The sequence below is a fragment of the Wolbachia endosymbiont (group B) of Eucosma cana genome (assembly GCF_947250645.1).
Classification (GTDB): Bacteria; Pseudomonadota; Alphaproteobacteria; order Rickettsiales; family Anaplasmataceae; genus Wolbachia.
Genome location: NZ_OX366334.1, coordinates 273,336 through 291,770, shown reverse-complemented (window position 1 = coordinate 291,770; position 18,435 = coordinate 273,336). Strand labels below are relative to the sequence as shown.

Genomic DNA, 18,435 nt, shown 5'->3' with positions numbered 1-18,435 from the left:
TATTTAAAGCGCGTTTTGGCTGAATGTAGAAAAAATAAAAAAGACATGCAGCCGCTATAATTTTATGTAATCTGCCAATATATACCTGAGTTTTTTACTGAATTTTGTTGTTAAATCTGCAGAGATTAAAAACAAGGATAAACACTCTTATTGTTATGATAAGAAGATTGATGAGATTTGTAAAGTAACTTTTTCTGCTCTTATTGAATCCAACACGCCGCTGTTATGCAAGGGTGCTATAATTATTAATTTATTGACTAATTATATTTTTTTGTTAATATTATATTAATAAATTAAAAAATTAGAAACATGCACAGTAATGATACCACAACTCCGTGGGAGCAAACAAAAAATTCATTTAAGTCTTTTATGGATAAGGCTAAAAAAACCATACATACAGCAGCTTCCGAAATTCAAAATAAGGTAACACATGAAATAGAAGATTTCTCTAAGTCCTTTAAAAAAGATTGTGAAAACATAAAGGAAGATGTTACTAACCTTAATACCACACTGCAGAAACAAGCAAAGAATTTATTTAAAAATAAAGCTCAAGACACAGAAAAAAATCTCACCAAAGTTGGAGCTGAGAAAAAATATGAGGTAGAAGATTTACCTAAATTTTTCAAAGATAAATCTAAAGAGATAGGCAAAGTATTTTCCGATGAAGTAGTAGAAATCAGCACTATTCGCTCAAGAAGTGTTACAAGTGATACACAAGAATTTTCATTTAAGATCAAGCTGCTAACAGAGGTAAACCCTAATACAATATTACCTCAAATAAAACATTTTATTGACTTTTTTAAAATCTGCCTTTCTCAGGAGAAAAACTTCACAGCCAATATAAAAGTAGCAAAAGAAAGCGAAGAACTATACAACAACTACCATAAAGCTAATAAAACTGTAGAAGAATTCATAAGTAATGCTTCAATTCAAATCCTTCTGCAGGGCATAACAATAACGCTACAAACAGACGTTAAAAACATCAACCTCGGTAGCTTGCAACAAATCGAGGCACTCTTAAATGAGAAGCTAAAACATGTAGAAAAAGCTAAAAGCGAGGAGCAAAGTCAAGATACGTTACAAGCAGAAGAAACTGAAAATAAAAACGAAAATGTGGTTGAAAAAGGGAACACGCAAGGCAACCAAATTGTGCAAGGTTCGTTTGGCTACAATATAGTAAGTAACAGAAAGCAAATTACACGCGCATCAGTAATTGTTGCTGCAATGCATGAAAATATTTCCTGGTTTAGGTCTCTTTTTCAGCCATTCAATTTTTTTAATACGGCACAATTCTTTTTCCCACAACTGCCCAAATTTTCTATACAGAGTAACAATATGCCACCTGGTGTTATTCCAGCACTTGACCAAAAAGAAAAAGAACCAGTGTTAGACACTCGGATAACAGAGGGTAGTATAGGAAATCCAATGCCTCAAGAAGTGGAACGGGATATAGGTCAAACTACTTCGCACACAGATTATTTTAAAGCTAACAGAAAAAAGAAATCCGAAAATCAGGCCAAAGAGCTATCAGAAGAGGAAAAACAATCAATCATAAAACAAGTTCAACTTGATGCTAGAGTAGCTATGATAGATAATTTGGCTGAGCACAAGGGAAAAAAACTTGATGAAATATTCGTAGAAGTAATAAGTGAATATAAAAATCAAGATTCAGATGCATTTTACAATATTTTCAACTCAGTGTTTAATATTATTTATTTCCAAGATAAACAACTACATGAAATATTAGAGCCGAATGAGATATCAGAAGTGCTAGAGGTACTCAAAAGGCCACAACCCCCTAATAATTCACTTTTAGGTAAAGAATATTTACAAAAGCAAGTATATAGAAAAAAAGAGCAGTTGATTAAATTAGTTTCAGGCCAACCTTCTCCACAGCCTAAAAATGTTTCTCATGAAATTTTACCAAGCAAAGCTGTAGACCATTTACCAAAAACAAATGAAGCTAAAACTCGATTGCCTACTAATATTAGGCTCAAATCACCATTAAAAGCTATGTTTTCTTCGAAAGAGACTTATTTTTGTCTATTTTTAGTAGCAGCTTCTATATCAGCACTCTGCCTATGGCATTTGCCGCTGGGAAAAGTGTCAATTTTAAAGGAATTGGTGCCAGCAGAAAAAAGGGAAAGTATCGGTCTAACATTAAACATAGGGTTACCAATATTAATTACGCTGTGCGTTTTGAACCTGGCTTACTTTATATATTCTGAATATTCTGTAGAATCTATTGAGCAGATAAGTAAAAAAGATCTTCCTTTGCGCACCTAACAAATAAGATCTTTTGTGATATAATTATTTATTTTATTGCATGTTTAAAGGAATTATCAAAGATATTGGCACTATAACTGATATCACTATCCACCCTAACTCTGATCAAACCTTCCATATTGAGACACAAAATTTATCCTCTATAAACAAAGGAGATTCAATATCCTGCTCCGGAGTGTGTTTAACTGTTGTCAACATAATGAGCGATGTATTCACAGTTCAAGTATCTCAAGAAACTATGAAGGTTTCTAACTTAAATATGTGGAAAACAGGAAAAAAAATAAACCTAGAGCAAGCAATGAAACTGAGTGACAGTATTGATGGCCACCTAGTTCAGGGTCATGTTGATGGGATAGCAAGAATTTTAATAATTGAACAAGATTTAGATTCTCATGAAATCAAGCTATCGTGCCCACAAGAATTAATTAAATTTGTTGCGAAAAAAGGTTCTGTAACGCTAGATGGAGTTTCCCTTACAGTAAATTCAGTTGTCGATCAAGAATTCACTGTGAATATCATTCCTTATACATGGAAAAACACAACTTTTCAGCATAATAAAATAGGTAATTACCTAAATTTAGAAGTTGATATGATTGCTCGGTACTTAGACCAGCTGATAAAATATCAACACAATTAATTTTACAACTTTGTTATTTACAACTATTATATCTTGAAAATCATATAGATACAAAATATGTTTTTCGATAGCCTAATTATCTTTATTATTGTCTTGTGTGTAATAATATCGATAACTAGAGGTTTTATAAAAGAGCTATGTGCATTAATGTTCTTGCTCTTATCAGTCTTTTTGACAGCTAGTTACTATGATTTTTTTATTATAAATTATAGTAAGTATTTTGACTCTAAAGTTACACAAAACATACTTTCTACAATCTCTGTATTTATCATACTTAATCTTACATTCATGACAATGAATAACTGGCTAATGTACATATTATCACCTATAAGGTTGGGATTAATGGATAGAGTTACTGGAATCTTTGTCGGAGCACTCAGAGGAATATTGCTTTCTTATGTACTATTTTTTGCTGTGCACTTATATTGCCACACAGTATATGATAAAAAAGAGGGAGAGTCTAAAATAGACGCAGAAGACATATTGCCCAATTGGATAATAAATTCACACTCTTATCAGGCTTTATTTGTGACAACAGAAGAAGTAATTAACATGTATGTGCCAGAATCATTGATACTAAAAATAAAAGAGATCGGTGAGGAAATGGTTGATCAAGAAAAACCTCAAAACAATAAAGAAAAGTGAGTGTTGATTTTCTATAGCTAAACTAGCGTAGACAGCTATTATCCACAGCAATTCGCCATAGGTTACCAATTCCTATGACTAATCAAACAAAACTGCAAACATTGACGAATAAGTAAACCATCAAAAAAAATTTAAATGTATAATTTTAGTGCATCAATGTAATAAAACAAAACTTTTTTAGTGAGTTCAAAATCTTCTAAGGTATTTCCTTCACATCTTGCTGTAATGCAGTTTTGCGTATTTGATACTCTAAGAAGCCACCAACCTTTATTATCGGTTACCTTAATACCATCAAGCTCTGAAAATACAATATTTTTCTGCTTTAGTGTCTCCTTTACTGACTCAATTATTTGAAATTTTTTCTCATCCTTCACTACAATTTTCACTTCATGAGTGATATATAACTTTGGCAAATCTTCAATCATCTCAGATAGGCTGTGGTTTTTCTTAAGTAAAATGTTAATGACTTTAACAGCAGAATATAGTCCATCATCGAAACCCAGCTCAGAAAAGAAAAAATGCCCACTGAGTTCACCGGCAAATTTTGCCCCTTCTTCTACCATCTTTTTCTTAACTAGTGAGTGTCCAGTGGCACAGGTAATTACTTGCCCCCCTAATTTGCTAACGAAATCATGCACTTTCATACTCATTTTTACGTTGGCAATAACTTTGCTTTTTGGGTGTTCCGCCAATACTTCACGTGCAAAAATCATAAACAAGTGATCATTGGAAACAACATTACCTTTATTATCAATCAAGCGTACCCTATCACCATCACCATCAAGTGCAATACCAAGATCACATTTATCTTTCTTGACAATATCTATTAACTGAGCAAGATTTTTCTCTTCTATGGGATCTGGGTCGTGCAGTGGAAACGTTCCATCGATAGAATTATTGGTTATGATGTGTATATGACTTGGTAAAACTTTTTCAATATACCTTACAATTGTTGGACTATTGCCAAAATCCCAGGCTATTTTTAGTTTTTGTGTAGCGTTATTCTTGAGCACATCTTTTAATATGTTAACGTACTCACTATATATATTCGTGTTAATTAAGCTTCCAATTTTCGTGCTGTTTTTAATTGTATTGCCTATAATTTCCTTCATTTCTTGATCTGAGTAAACTTTTTTACTACTGAAAAATTTAAAGCCGTTATATTTTCTGGGATTATGAGAAGCAGTGATCATAATCCCAAGATCTGCATTCATTGTTGCAGCATAGAGCATAGGTGAAGAACAGAGACCAACTCGTATAACATTTGCACCGGATAAAATTAAGCCTCTGATCAATTCTTTTTCTATGCTTGGTGAATCTATCCTGCTGTCATAGCCTACACAAACGTTAGCTGCAGTTTGACCGAATTTTCTACCTATTTCATACCCATCACTGATTTGCAGATCTCTGCCTACCACACCTCTAATATCGTATTTTCTTATAATAGTATTATCCATAGTGCACTTCTTGGAGTAGTTAATATATAACATTCCCGACAAATACTCAAGTTTATTTAACTATAAGATTAGTTGATTTTTTAAGAAAATATGCTAATATTATAATACAATTCTCTAAAAATAGAAATTATGCTAAAAGAAAACTTATTTATAGCTGAAAATCAAGGTTTAGATGTAGATGAGCAAAAGAAAAATGATATTTTAAGTTTCATTAAATCTTGCAAAAATTTTCAGGATTTTATCAGAAAAGTAGAAGAAGAAAATTTAATCTGGTACTTTATTGGTCCTTTACACAAAGATGAGAACATTAAAGAACAGGTAAGTTCAAAGTGGAAAGAGGAGTTTCAAAAGTTTGAGCAATCAATAAATGCAACACATAAAAAATTCGCAGAATCTCTACCAAGTGAAAATTTCTTAGTATATACAACACAAGATAATGAATTTAAAATTAGATTTGAAAATAAAGAAAAACCAATAGAGATTAGCACCCTTTTAAGAGCCAGTGACGAAGGCAAGGTTTATAACCTATCTTTAGGGAAAGATAGTCAAATAACTGCAACCAAAAAAGGCAGCGAAAGGCACTATGATTTTACTGGTTCAAGCTCATGTGAGATGACCATTAACTGGCAATAAGGATTCTAAAGGCAATAGCATAGATTGTAGCATGACTGTAGAAGTAAGTTCTAAGGGCATAAAAAGAGTGATTGATGAACCAAAATTTGGAGAAATAACTGACCCAGAAGAGGTATTAAAATTAGTTGAGCAGAATAAAGAAGTTTTTATCAACGGAAAAACTCTGCATCAAGCTTTTACTGACATGGGCAAAAGTGTGAACAATCAGCAAACACCAGCAGAGGAAACATTTACAAAAGATTCACTGCAGTCACCTATACCAAGTAGCAGTGGGTATTCTTCTCTTAGTACACCTTCTTCACGCAGAAGTTCTTTGTCTATTAGTAGTGAATTTAATGGTGAAGATGAAACATTTGAGAGCAACACGTTTGATGAAGAAGAGAACAAACAAGAAGGAAATGAGTTAGAGGATAGAATAGGGGAATTAGAGGAAGAAAACACATATCTCAAGGAGCAAAGCGCAAAGTTAAAAAAACATAATACAAGGATAACAGAAGAAGGTGATGAGGAACTAAATAAATTAACCAAGGAAAAGCAAGATTTGGAAAAAGAAGTCACAAGACTTAAAGATGAATTGAAAAGAAAGGAAAAAGAGTTAGCTGAAAAGGATCAAGACATTAAGCAATTAGAACGAAAGGTAAGCACACTAGAACAAAGTCAAAAAAATAAAAATGCTAGAATAACAAATTTAATTAATCAATTGAAAGATAAAAAAAGTGAGGTTCAGTCAACAAATAGAACAAATGAGGAACTACAGAAAAAATTGGAGCAAAGTGAAGCCAAGTTAAGTGCACTAGAAAGAAAGAATGCAAATTTGGAAAATGATCTAAAGAGAATATTGGCAGAAGGTTCAAAGGATAATCATGAAAGGCAGTTGGCAGAACAATTGACGGAAGCAAAAGAGAAAAACAATACATTGACTAAAGAGCTGAAACAATTGTCTCAAGAATTCAATGAACTAAAAAAAAGAAATGAAAATTTAGAGAGGGAAATTTGGCAACTTGAATCTGGAAAATCACTTGCAGATGAGATGAGTGAGATAAATACGAATGAAGAAATAGATAAGCTTAAACAACAGTTTAAGGCAAAGGAGGGTATGTTACAAGAAGAGCTGAAGTCTGTTAAAGAAGCTCTAGAGAAATTGCAGGACATATTACAGCAGGAAAAAGATCTGGCAGCTATCTCAACTCAAACTGAAGTTGAATATAAAAGTAGAGGAATAGAGGCAAGTGATCACGAAACTACAGTTCCTAAAACACAAGACCAAGGTACAAATGCAGGTGTTGATGCATCATCTTCAACAGATCAAAAAGAGGCTAAGGAAGAAGAAGCTCGAACAAACATACCACAAAACATTATGGATTGGCCTGTTCCAATTCCAGACGATAAACCAGAAGAGCAGCGAATTCCATTAGAGCCAACTAAGGTAAATACAGAATTATCAGATCCAAAATCAACCCCTGCTAAGGTTCCAGAAAAATCTACTCCTTCAAAAGGATGAGTTTTTGCTTCAGCTATAGCCAGTCCAAACGAGATATTATATTGCAACAATCACTAATTTTCTGTGCTTTCAAAAAAACACATCAAGTAAAATCATTTGAGAGTAAGTGGACATTGTTAGATGAATTAACCCTAACTTAAGAATCAGATATATACAATATTAGTATATTTAATTAATAGTGAGGTTAAAAATGTTACCTAGTGCAATAAAATCTAACTCACGTCCTGTTGAAGCTCAACAAGATAATTTTGGTGTTAGTACAATTATGAAAGATTCATTAAGTGCAGATATTGTTCATGATTCTAAAAAACTAAAGGAAAGAATTACTGACTTGTTAAAAGGAGATACAGAATTCTCCAAGATGAAAAAAGGAGATCAGGCTCTTGTAGTAGGTACAGCAAGTGGATTATTTGCAGCAGTGCTACCACTTTTGGCAGTTGGTGCAACGCTTGCTATACCAGGTGCTATAGTTGGTCTTACTTTATTTTTCGCTGCGAAAGTTGCTGTAAAAGCAGTTCTATCTGGATATAAAGGACTCAAATGGTCAGCAGAAAAAACAGTTGAAGGAGCGAAGCATATTGGCGGAAAAATCAAAGATGGTGCTGTATATGCCAAGAATTCGGTAAAAGAAACTGCAAGTTCTGTAAAACAGGCAACACAAGAGAGAGCTAGCTCTACATTAAGAAAAATGGGGGATAACATTCAAAACCTTGGAAGGAAGATGAGTGATAGTGGTGCAAGCATGTCTAGTTTAGATGGCATCGCATATTCAATAGGTAATGAAGATCAAACTGTTATTTTGAAAACAAAAGAAAAAACGAGAAGTTTTAATAGTGTAAAGGAAATGTTTGTCAAGGAAGTTTTTGAAGACAAAGGTGTGAATAGCTCTGCTTTAACTAGGAAAATATTTTCTAAGCTGGGGGAAAAAATATTAGAGAAAGCTTATTCTGTTGATGGTCAACACAGTGCCAAAAAGGACCAGTTGATCAACCGATTGAAGCAGCAAATAGATTTTATCAATAAATTAGATGCTAAGAAGTTGCAACATTTGTTAGCTAAAGATAATAGCAGCCTATATGAAATTTTTTCTGAACATCATAATGAGATTAAGGAAGTTATTAGAGAATGCAAGGAAGAGCATACTCGTTTTAATACTTTAGAAAGGCTTAATAAGTTAGCAAAAAGGCATAAAGCAAGTTCTATGAATTCACTGGAAAATAGCTTATCAGGAAGTAGTTCAATGAATTCTTTAAGTAGTTACAGCACTACTAGCAGCGAAGCGGAGTTGTTAAACCCTAGTGAGCACAAGGAAGTAAAAGCACCTACTTCATTCTTTGGTAGGATGTTCTCGTCAAAAGGTAGCAAAAAGCCAGAGGAAGTTACTTATATAAGATATCAAGATTCTGAGTTGGATCAGATACAATCTGCGGAGATAGGAAATAGCCGTTTTTATGTTGCTCCGGAGAAATCGCCAAGAAGCAATTCAATGGGTTCTTTAAGCACTGACAGTACTGCTACAACTTCTAGCTTTGCCAGTTACCGTCGTAATTCTGATAGTGGGTTCAATTCACCAAGTTCTTCTACTCCACAAAGACACAGTCCTTCTCAAGAAACAAGATTTGGTCTAGGAGTTACGGAAGAGCTCACTGAGAAGTTGGCAAAACGACGTGCGATTGTAGATCAACCAAACGTAGAATCTGTTCAACAAAAAGCTGAGCCTAGTAAAGGATAAACAAAACCGCTTATCATTCTAAAAGGATGTTACTCAATGAGTAACATCCTTTTTCCATTTGATCAAAATGTTCGCTTATTTAAGATCAGTTTTCTAGCACTGGGCCAATTATTGAGTTTCTCTTGCCTTTTTTTCTAGGTTATGCAAGAAACTTGAAAAATAAAATTTTTATTCAATAATTTGTGTATAAGGGATATCATTTTACTGCTAGCGAAATAAACCAGAATGAAGTCTATTTTATTGACAAGGCCTTTATTAGATTCGTTGAGCACAAGAAGCACGCTAAAAAAATATGGATACAAAGTTTTTATAGAGCCAGTATTCACAATAAAGTACTTAAATCCTGATATATCTACGTATGAATTTGACGTTGTGATATCTACAAGTAAAAACAGTGTAAAGGCTTTCAGTCAAATATGCAAAGAGGATAACTTTTCGATTATTACAGTTGGTAATTCAACTATGCAGGCTGCAAAAAATTTGGGATTTTCCGATATAATCTCAGCAGACAGCAACGTTGATGGTCTGATATCATTCATAAAATCTCATTATTCAAATGCAATAAAGTTCTTATATATAAGGGGACAAGAAGTATCATGTGACCTAAAAAAAAGATTATCTGAAGAAGGTTTTAACGTAAGAGAAGTTGTACTCTATAAAACAATTACTAAAAGGAGTCTAACTAATAGGTGTAAAAATTTACTATTGGACGGTAAAATTGATAGCATTGCTTTTTTTTCCTCACAAACTGCAAGGGTATTTTGTTCATTAGTTCTAAAAAGTGGGCTATCTCCTGTGATGAATAATACAGTTGCATATACCATGAGTAAAAACATTGCTGATAGTTTAAAGTTAATCAAGTGGAAAAAAATTATAACATCGAGGTTGCCTACAGGGGAGAGTTTAATTGATATAATTAATAAGGATTGTTGATGCTAAAGATTGCAACTTGGAATGTAAACTCCATACGTAAAAGAATTAACCAACTTTGTAGTTTTATAGTTGATAGTCAGATAGATATAGTTTTGCTGCAAGAGATAAAATGTACAGAAGAGCAATTTCCTTATGCAGAGATAGAAGAATTAGGATATGAATATGCTGTCTATGGACAGGTTGCAAGAAATGGTGTTTGTGTTTTATCTAAATATCCAATACTGGAGAAGTTTAAAATTGATATTGTAGAGAGTCATCAAGAAGCACGTTATATAGAGTGTGTGATAAAACACACCAATAATAAGGTAAGGGTAGGAAGTGTATACGTTCCAAACGGTCAAAGCCCAGACTCTCATACTTTTGAGTATAAACTCAAGTTTTTTGATAACCTATATGAAAGGATGGGCACTTTGTTGAAAAATGAAGAGTTAACTATTATAGCTGGCGATTATAATGTTGCACTGGATGAAATTGATGTTTTTGATTCAAATTTATTAAATGGCCAAGTGTGCTTTCATATAAAAGAGCGTGAGAAATTAAGAGCGATCTTGAATCTTGGTTTTAAAGATGCATTTAGAATATCTCACCTCAACTTACAACAATTCACTTGGTGGCATTATCAAGGTAATTCACTCAGAAACAATCAAGGAATGCGAATAGATCATATGCTGCTATCGCCACAAGCTGCAGATAAATTGGAAACATGTTACATAGATGATAGGTTGCGTAAACTAGAAAACCCATCTGATCATACTCCTGTTGTATGTGTTATAAAACAATAAAAGACCTCTTACATATTTGGTAAATCTGTTTGCTGTCCTGTACTTTTAGCTGGCTGATCTAAAGTAGGTTGTTTAAGGGTAGCAGGTGTTTCTTTTCGTGGACTGCAAACTCGCTCAGAAGCAAAATGCTGTTTATTCTCTCCGTCTCCCTGAGAAATTTGTTCAGGAATTTCTTTAATTTCGGTTTTTAAAATATCATCAATACCCTTGCAAATTTTTTCATTCAATTTTGCTCTCTTTTCTGTATCATCTTTATCTTGTGAACTAGGATCATATAAAGTACCTTTTTTGTTATTTGAAAAAAGAACCTCAACTCCTCCCTTTACGGCAAATATTGTACCAATAACAGCAGCAACTATTGCAAGTGTAGTAGGACCAAAAATTAATATTGAAGCAATTGAAAAAAGAATAGGAAGAAAAACCTTACGTAAGCACTTTGTTACCATCTCCTGATCACTAAGTGGTGGTTCATCATCCTCTTTTTTATCCCCACCTAAAAATGGTATTTTTTCTTTCACTCCTTCCATAAAGGAGCCAGAAATATTTTTCGGGTCTATTTTTATTCCCAATGGTAACCCAACAAGTTTTATTAGTGAATCTTTAGCTTCTGTACCACGTATATCATCTAAGCATGCCTCTACTACTTGCTTTACTTTACTATCTTCCTCTCCAGCCAATTTTTTCTCTCTAACTTCTTTAAATATAGAAAGTAAAAACTGACAAAAATTCTCTTCACTGAGTGGTCTTATTTTTTCCGGATTGACATTATTAAGTAGTATGTCCTTATAAACTGATATGAAAGCATTAGTTATTCCTTGATTCTCTTTGGCCTTATCTTGTAGCACTTTCACAAAGTCATCATAAATTACCCTATGTTCCTCCTTGAGGACCATCTCATTTTTCTCCACCGCCTGAACAGGTGGCTTCGAAGGTTCCTGATTCTTTGATTGTGAAATTGGTATTCCTGTCATAACTGATCTATCCGTACTAACCTATGCTTTAATTATAGCATATTTTTCGCATTAATTCAAATTTCTTAGAACCTGTCTTGAAAGGGAAAAAAGAAAAGAATAAAGCAAGAAATAGAAAAGTAACAAATGATAAGGGAATGTAAAAAATTGCTTCCATATATTTTAAATCTGATTATAATTACAGTTAGAGATATTTTAAGAGCTCAAAATCTATCTTTGTCTGCAGACTTTTCAGTCAAATTTTTAATCAAAAAGCGTAGCGTATCTTCTTCAGTGTATACACGTATACTTAATCTCTGTCGTATGTGCGCTGCACTTTTTTCTAATCTTTTTTTTATCAACTATGTTTTTTTAAAAATTTTTTATTTGTGTAATTCTATAACTTTGTTCAATCATGTGGGCAATAAAAACCCGTTTGTCGTAGAAATAGAATTTTATGTCAAACAGCTACTGCCTCAATGAATATTGTGAATAAGTACTTTAAGTCTGTGTGAGCGTACATACTGTAATTGCTATTGAATGATGGAGAGACATACTCCATTATTTTAGCACGAAGTAACAAATTCAATGAATTAGTTCTTCAAGAATAATTTAAACTTTTACAGTAGGAGTAGTCTCATGAAACATTATAGCGGGTTAGATGTCTCACTCAAAGAAACTTTTATTAGTATCATTGATGAGAAAGGAAAAATTGTTAAAGAAGGGGTTGTTGCAAGTGAAAGCAGTGCAATAGCTGAGTTTCTGCTTGGTCAAAACAAAAAATACGAGTCCATAGGAATAGAAAGCGGGCAATTATCAATATCGATGTGCAAAGAGTTGAGGAATCTTGGATTACCAGTAACTTGTGTAGATGCAAGGCATATGGCAGCAGCATTATCTGCGAGAATCAATAAGAATGATAAAAATGATGCAAGAGGCATAGCACAAATGATGAGAGTTGGGCTATTTAAGGAGGTATTAGTAAAATCAGACGAAGCTTGTCAGGTTAAAATAATACTTGGAAGCAGAAGACAATTAATACGTTGCAGAGAGCAAATTGCGGGAACAATAAGGGGATTACTGAAAATATACGGGATAAAAGTTAATCAACGTCTTAGTTCTGCAAACTTTGCTTTAAAAGTGCAAGAAATGGTTAATAATCTAGATGAAATTAGCCAAACCTCAATTGAATCATTAGTACATAGTTTAGAAATAATAGAAGAATCAACAAGAAAACTTGATAAAATGCTCTCAGAACAAAGCAAAAAAGATGAGGATTGTAAATTATTAACTACTGTTCCAGGAGTTGGTATTATAGTAGCAATGACATATAAAGCTGCAATAGATGATCTGCATAGGTTTGAAACATCTTATACAGTTGGAGCCTATATGGGATTAAGTCCAAGACAGTACGCTTCTGGTGAGATTGATCGACACGGAAGTATATCAAAAATGGGACCAGTGGACTGTAGGAATATGTTATATGAAGCCGCGCAGGTCTTACTGGTAAAATGTAAAAGGACATTTAAATTAAGAAGCTGGGGATTGAAGCTTAAAAAGAAAAAGGGCATGAAAAAAGCAATTGTTGCAGTAGCAAGAAAATTAGCCGTGATTATGCACAAGATGCTAATCGATAGAAAAGAGTTTTGCTATCAATAAACACTAAAGAAGTATAAAACGATAATTTTACTGAAAGTAAAGATAGCAATGCCGATGGAAGGGATAAGCAAGAGGATAAGTTGAAGCATAGACTTCGTGGCGTACATGTTGCCGTCCACTTCCGCCTAACAAGTATAGTGCGGCTTGGCTACAATATAAATTAGCCATATTAGACCGCGGAGAGAACAATGGAAGCATGCTACTTTTAACTTATGTAAAATCATTAAGACTATAGAGGAAAAGAATGATACCTTAGTTTTTATAAGCTTAATGAATATGTGGATAAATACTTTAAGTTTGTGTGGACGTATTTATCCACATATTCATTGGCTACATAGTTTAAAAGAGATTAATTGGAAATTAGTGTTGATGTTTTTATTGCCAATAAAACCTCTTTTGATTGAATAAGATAATACAATAATAAATAAAAGGTTGTATTAGAGCTGAATTTTACATCAAAAAATATTTTTCATGATACAAAAAATTATTGTTGACTTTTATGCAATTAGAGAACTTATTCACAATATTCATTGACCCATTTCAGTTACTGCTGTGTAAATTTTAAATATGCAAATTAATTGCTTCTTTAAGCCTGGCATTGGCAATAACTATAATTTTACGCATTAGAGCTGTTATAGCTACCATCTTCTTCTTGCCACTTTCAACAAGCTTAGAATAAAAGGCACCAAGTGCAGATTTGGACTTTGCAGCAGCCATTGCAGCCGTAAAAAGCTTTCTACGGACATTACTTCTACCACCCGTTATTCTTCTGTAGCCAATAGTTTTTCCACTTTCTTTTGGATGCGGTGCAACTCCAGCGAGACTTGCAACCTCTTTTTTGTTTAAATGGCCAAGCTCTGGCATCAGACACACAAAGTCTTGAGATAATTTTATACCTATTCCTGGTACTGTTCTTATGATTTTTTGGCGCTTTTGTAACTCTGGATTTCCATCAATAATTTTTTGTATAGAATCGTTGAGTTCATTTATCTGATTGTTAAAAAAGTCAACAGCCTTTTGGCAACTTTCTTTTATATAGTCGTTTTCAGGTGCTGCTAATCTACATTTCTCTTGAACTCTCATTTGCGTAATGTCATCACGACGTTGGCAAAGTGCGACTAAGGTTCTCTAATTGCGTACAAGTCAACAATAATTTTCACATAGATCAAAATAGCATATTTCCTCCATAATCCTTGATATAAATTAAAAATAGCATGCTTCCATGGTTCTCTCCGCGGTCTGATATGGCTAATTTATATTGTAGCCAAGCCGCACTATACTTGTTAGGCGGAAGTGGACGGCAACATGTACGCCACGAAGTCTATGCTTCAACTTATAATGCACCCCATAAACTAGACCAAAAAAAAATGGTTGATCCGAGTAGGAAGGTAAAGGGGTAAAAGTATGGCAACAAAAAAATATGAACCAGAGTTAAAAGCAAAGATAGCTTTGGAAGCAATAAAAAATCAAAAAAGCACAGCTGAGATATGTAGTGAATATAAAATACCATCAACAAATCTATATGATTGGCGTGATAGAGTATTGGCAAGGTTAAAAGACCTATTTGTTGAAGAAAGTGAAAGTGCGAGAAAACAAAGAATCTTAGCGCAAGAAATAGAAAGTTTACATAAAGTAATAGGAGAATTGACAGTGGAAAATAGCTATTTGAAAAAAAAATTACTGAAATAAGCAAAAAAGATAGAGTAAGGTTTATAGAAAAAGATTCTGATCTGTCAATTAGGAAACAGGCTGATTTATTGGGGATTTGCAGATCTAGCCTATATTATAGGCCTATAATTAATAACGAAAGTGAAGTAGCAAATTTGATTCAAGAAGTATATTTGGCTTCTGATTGCCGTTATGGATATCGTAAAATTACTGCTGAAATCATAGCGAGTGGAGTAGTAGTCAATCACAAAAAAATCTTAAGAATTATGAAAAAAATGAAGATTAGTGGGCTGTATTGTAGAAAAAGATGTAATACAAGTATTAAAGAAAAAAAGCATAAAATATATCCTTATTTACTCAAAGATTTGATTATTTGTAGAGTTAATCAGGTATGGGCTACTGATATAACATATATTATGGTAGAAGGTAAGTTTATCTATTTTGTGGCAATAATGGACTTGTATAGTCGCTATATTATTGCTCATTCATTATCACCATATCTCGATGCTGGATTTTGCCTTTATACTCTCAAAGAAGCTCTAAAACAAGGTAAACCTGAGATTTTTAATAGTGATCAGGGGGTGCAGTTTACTAGCTACAACTTTATTATGGAATTAGAGCGTGCTAATATTAAAATCAGTATGGACCATAAAGGACGTTGCTTCGACAATATATTTGTTGAGCGCTTATGGAGAACTTTAAAGCAAGAAGCTATATATTATTATAGACCAAATAGTATCAGAGATTTAAATCTTATAATAAATGATTTTGTTGCTTGGTATAACTATAGAAGGCGACATCAGACTCTACATTATAAAGTTCCTGCTGATCTTTATTATCATAAACAGTAAATGAATATATTGATAAATACTTTAAATGTGTGTCGACGTATTTATCAACATATTCATTTTAAAAATCGGATCACTTTGAAAAAAATGGTCTAGACAAATGGGTGCATTATAAGTTGTACATGAACTGAATAAGATACCGGTAATAACACGAACAGGAAAAAGGTATTGGAAAAGGAGCACTATTTGGAACATGTTAAAAAATCCTGCTTATATAGGACAAGCAGCTTATGGTAAAACTAAGACATGCTCAAAACCACAAGTAAAAAAGTCAAAAAAAGGAACTTGTGGTAAACTTAAAAGTGGTCGCTTTAATAGTGATAAAGAGAATTGGACTTATATTCCAGTACCAAAAATAATCAATGAAAATTTATTTGATTCAGTGCAAACACAATTAGCTGAAAATAGACAAAGAGCAAGAGTACGGCAAAGAAGAGAAACATATTTATTACAAGGTTTAATGGTATGCCAACGTTGTCAATATACTTATTGTGGTACAAACCACATCCATAAAAAGTCGACATATTATTACTATCGTTGCTCTGGTACAAACTCTAGCAAATTTAATGGCAATAAAATCTGCGATAATAAATCAATACGCACTGATATATTAGATGGAGTTATATGGGAAGAAGTTAAGAGTATATTAAAAGAGCCAGATAGGATTGCAAATGAATATCAACGTAGATTGTCAGAGAACAAAAAACCTTTACATAATCAAACACGTGAAAAGCAAGAAAGTAAGCTAAGATTAAGTATCAAAAAATTTATTGATAGCTATTCTAAAGGGTTTATAAGCCAAGAAGAATTTGAACCAAGAATTACAACAATGAAACAGCATTTGAAAGAAATTGAGGAGGAAAAAGAAAAAGTACTTGATCAAAAGAAATTACAACAAGAATTGAGCCTTGTTACAGATAGCTTGAAAAACTTTTCCTCAAGTGTTGAATCAAAACTTGATCTGGTAGATTGGCAGACTAAGCAAAATATTATCAGAATGTTAATTCATCAAATTGAAATCAATCACAATCACTTGTATATAGTGTTTCGCATAAAAAGTCTTGCAAATCTTGATCAAAATAGGCATAATAGAATTATGCAATGTTGTACTAGCAGTCAAAACGAGCAGTTGCTAATAAAATTTACTGTAAGTATACAACAGTAGCCATTTCGGTATCTTAATTGCTACCATATAGCGAGATAACGGTAAACCCAGAGCTATTGTAGACATAAGTTTTAGCTATATGGTATTTGAAGTAATAAATGCAATAAAAAATAATTTGTTAGCATGCTTTCCAACAGAGACAGTATATGCTCTTTCTTGTAATGCGCTAGGTAACGAATCTATAGAAAAAATATATCGAATAAAAAAGCGTTCTCAAAACAAGCCGCTCTCTGTATTTGTTAGTAATATTGATAGTTTGATAAATATAGCAAAGGTAAAGGAAGAGTATATCGATTTAATAAACTATTTTTCTCCTGGACCAATGACCTATATTTTACCACTTCAAGATAACAGTATATTACCAAATGAGTTCTTTAAAGATAGTATAGGCATAAGAATTCCTGATCATCCTATTGCGATTTCAATATTAAATGAACTGAAAACTCCAGTAGTTGCAACTAGTATTAACATTTCAGGAGAAAAAAGTATATGCAAAGCAAGAGATATACCTCAGTCTATTAAGCAACACTTATCTGCAGTAATTGAAGATGATGAATTAGTTTCTGGTATAGAATCTACTATTATTGACTTAACTGGAGACAAGATTAAGGTTTTAAGAAAAGGTAAAATTTCATTACAAACAATAAATAACGAATTTTCAAACTAAGATCTATAGGAGAAAGAATGAAAAAGGTGATAGGCCACAACCAAGCAAAAAAAAAGATAATGAACAACTTGTCTGTTCAATCTTGGCTGATCTGTGGTAAAAAAGGCATAGGAAAAGCAACACTTGCACAATCCTTTTCTAATTGGTTTCTTATCAAAAATTACGATGAAGTAGCATTAGACTTACACATTGTTGAAGGTGATACAATAGGAGTGGAAAAGGTGAGAGAAATGAAAAATTTTCTGTACCTAAGCCCCATTCAATCAGAATATAAGATAGCTATAATAGATAGCTTGGAGGCAATGACTAGCAATGCTAAAAATGCAATATTAAAGATATTAGAGGAGCCGCCACAAAATTCTAAAATATTTGTAATTAGCCATAAGCCATATGATGTACAAACCACCATCCGGTGTAGGTGTTTTCAGCTGAATTTACTTCCATTAACTTACGATGAAACAAAGCAGGTTGTTTCATCTCAGTGTAAATTCGACGATAAAATATTTAGTGAGATCATTACTTTGTTTCCTGGAACTCCGGGAGTAATAATAAATGCAATAAACAGTGGTGCTTATGAGTCACATAAGCATTTTTATACATTTTTCCGTAATCTAAATAATTCTGATATAGTTAATAAAATAATTAATAGTGAGATTGAGCTAGAACTAGCATCACATATAATTCAAACCTCCATTTTAAAAAGTATAAAGAAAGAAGTAAATAATGTTGAAATTCTACTAAGTCAATGGAAAGAAATAGATGAACTTTTCGTTGCTGCAAAGCAATTTCGCTTAGATAAAAAGCATGTTTTAGCTAATGTAGTTAACATCATGACACAAAAATATAATACTTTTAACATAAATTCATGATAA

At 32.9% G+C, this 18,435-nt stretch carries 13 protein-coding genes and 2 pseudogenes; 12 read left to right on the top strand and 3 right to left on the bottom strand.

Annotated elements, in window-relative coordinates; translation table 11 throughout:
- Positions 1-369: 369 nt before the first annotated feature.
- The 3 genes from OOK99_RS01325 to OOK99_RS01315 are packed head-to-tail and all read left to right on the top strand — an operon-like array spanning position 370 to position 3,568.
- Entirely contained in the window at positions 370-2,286 is a 1,917-nt protein-coding gene (locus OOK99_RS01325) for a hypothetical protein (protein ID WP_264719952.1), read from the top strand.
- Positions 2,287-2,326: 40 nt separating this feature from the next.
- Entirely contained in the window at positions 2,327-2,923 is a 597-nt protein-coding gene (locus tag OOK99_RS01320; RefSeq protein ID WP_264719951.1) for a riboflavin synthase, read from the top strand.
- 57 nt (positions 2,924-2,980) lie between these two features.
- Positions 2,981-3,568, top strand: coding sequence for a CvpA family protein (locus tag OOK99_RS01315; RefSeq protein WP_211907805.1), 588 nt, complete (start codon positions 2,981-2,983; stop codon positions 3,566-3,568).
- Between the two features lie 131 nt (positions 3,569-3,699).
- Here the strand turns inward: OOK99_RS01315 and OOK99_RS01310 are convergent, their stop codons facing one another.
- A complete protein-coding gene (locus OOK99_RS01310; protein WP_264719950.1) occupies positions 3,700-5,025 on the bottom strand; it encodes a phosphomannomutase/phosphoglucomutase in 1,326 nt (441 codons plus the stop codon).
- Between the two features lie 129 nt (positions 5,026-5,154).
- On the opposite strand from OOK99_RS01310, the pseudogene OOK99_RS01300 reads away from it, so the two are divergent.
- From OOK99_RS01300 to OOK99_RS01285, 4 genes and pseudogenes are all read left to right on the top strand, one after another.
- Positions 5,155-7,159 (top strand): annotated as a pseudogene (locus tag OOK99_RS01300) (hypothetical protein).
- 190 nt (positions 7,160-7,349) lie between these two features.
- Positions 7,350-8,891 (top strand): actin-bundling T4SS effector WalE1 family protein, encoded by a 1,542-nt coding sequence (locus tag OOK99_RS01295; RefSeq protein ID WP_264719946.1) that lies wholly within the window; start codon positions 7,350-7,352, stop codon positions 8,889-8,891.
- 225 nt (positions 8,892-9,116) lie between these two features.
- The gene (locus OOK99_RS01290; protein WP_264719945.1) at positions 9,117-9,824 is read left to right on the top strand and encodes a uroporphyrinogen-III synthase; all 708 of its coding nucleotides are present in this window, start codon (positions 9,117-9,119) and stop codon (positions 9,822-9,824) included.
- Complete coding sequence (locus OOK99_RS01285) at positions 9,824-10,606, top strand: exodeoxyribonuclease III (protein WP_017532452.1); 783 nt, start codon at positions 9,824-9,826, stop codon at positions 10,604-10,606. Before OOK99_RS01290 ends, OOK99_RS01285 begins: the two co-directional genes overlap by 1 nt.
- An 8-nt stretch (positions 10,607-10,614) precedes the next feature.
- Here the strand turns inward: OOK99_RS01285 and OOK99_RS01280 are convergent, their stop codons facing one another.
- Complete coding sequence (locus tag OOK99_RS01280; RefSeq protein ID WP_406719361.1) at positions 10,615-11,499, bottom strand: hypothetical protein; 885 nt, start codon at positions 11,497-11,499, stop codon at positions 10,615-10,617.
- 696 nt (positions 11,500-12,195) lie between these two features.
- Between OOK99_RS01280 and OOK99_RS01275 the strand changes: the two genes are divergently transcribed.
- Positions 12,196-13,215, top strand: a complete 1,020-nt coding sequence (locus tag OOK99_RS01275) for an IS110 family RNA-guided transposase (RefSeq protein WP_114517104.1) — start codon at positions 12,196-12,198, stop codon at positions 13,213-13,215.
- A gap of 561 nt (positions 13,216-13,776) precedes the next feature.
- On the opposite strand, the pseudogene OOK99_RS01270 reads toward OOK99_RS01275, so the two are convergent.
- Positions 13,777-14,340, bottom strand: a pseudogene (locus OOK99_RS01270) (transposase); the annotation flags it as partial.
- 279 nt (positions 14,341-14,619) lie between these two features.
- Here OOK99_RS01270 and OOK99_RS01265 point away from each other — a divergent pair.
- From OOK99_RS01265 to OOK99_RS01250, 4 genes are all read left to right on the top strand, one after another.
- Positions 14,620-15,734, top strand: a protein-coding gene (locus tag OOK99_RS01265) for an IS3-like element ISWpi17 family transposase (RefSeq protein WP_214303219.1) whose coding sequence is annotated in 2 segments (ribosomal slippage) — positions 14,620-14,893 and positions 14,893-15,734 — 1,116 coding nt in all. Because the reading frame shifts where the segments join, the coding sequence is not laid out codon by codon here.
- Positions 15,735-15,858: 124 nt separating this feature from the next.
- The gene (locus OOK99_RS01260; protein WP_319803439.1) at positions 15,859-16,896 is read left to right on the top strand and encodes a recombinase family protein; all 1,038 of its coding nucleotides are present in this window, start codon (positions 15,859-15,861) and stop codon (positions 16,894-16,896) included.
- A 79-nt stretch (positions 16,897-16,975) separates the two neighbouring features.
- Positions 16,976-17,563 carry an L-threonylcarbamoyladenylate synthase gene (locus OOK99_RS01255; RefSeq protein ID WP_006013379.1) on the top strand — a complete coding sequence of 196 codons (588 nt, stop codon included), beginning with the start codon at positions 16,976-16,978 and terminating at the stop codon, positions 17,561-17,563.
- Positions 17,564-17,580: 17 nt separating this feature from the next.
- Entirely contained in the window at positions 17,581-18,432 is an 852-nt protein-coding gene (locus OOK99_RS01250) for a DNA polymerase III subunit delta' (protein ID WP_264719944.1), read from the top strand.
- Positions 18,433-18,435: the final 3 nt, after the last annotated feature.

Bases quoted from the DNA above. Each gene is read 5' to 3' on its own strand.
- OOK99_RS01320 (WP_264719951.1), top strand. From the start codon at position 2,327: ATGTTTAAAGGAATTATCAAAGATATTGGCACTATAACTGATATCACT.
- OOK99_RS01255 (WP_006013379.1), top strand. From the start codon at position 16,976: ATGGTATTTGAAGTAATAAATGCAATAAAAAATAATTTGTTAGCATGC.
- OOK99_RS01295 (WP_264719946.1), top strand. From the start codon at position 7,350: ATGTTACCTAGTGCAATAAAATCTAACTCACGTCCTGTTGAAGCTCAA.
- OOK99_RS01275 (WP_114517104.1), top strand. From the start codon at position 12,196: ATGAAACATTATAGCGGGTTAGATGTCTCACTCAAAGAAACTTTTATT.
- OOK99_RS01325 (WP_264719952.1), top strand. From the start codon at position 370: ATGGATAAGGCTAAAAAAACCATACATACAGCAGCTTCCGAAATTCAA.
- OOK99_RS01280 (WP_406719361.1), bottom strand. From the start codon at position 11,499: ATGGTCCTCAAGGAGGAACATAGGGTAATTTATGATGACTTTGTGAAA.
- OOK99_RS01315 (WP_211907805.1), top strand. From the start codon at position 2,981: ATGTTTTTCGATAGCCTAATTATCTTTATTATTGTCTTGTGTGTAATA.
- OOK99_RS01310 (WP_264719950.1), bottom strand. From the start codon at position 5,025: ATGGATAATACTATTATAAGAAAATACGATATTAGAGGTGTGGTAGGC.
- OOK99_RS01290 (WP_264719945.1), top strand. From the start codon at position 9,117: ATGAAGTCTATTTTATTGACAAGGCCTTTATTAGATTCGTTGAGCACA.
- OOK99_RS01250 (WP_264719944.1), top strand. From the start codon at position 17,581: ATGAAAAAGGTGATAGGCCACAACCAAGCAAAAAAAAAGATAATGAAC.
- OOK99_RS01285 (WP_017532452.1), top strand. From the start codon at position 9,824: ATGCTAAAGATTGCAACTTGGAATGTAAACTCCATACGTAAAAGAATT.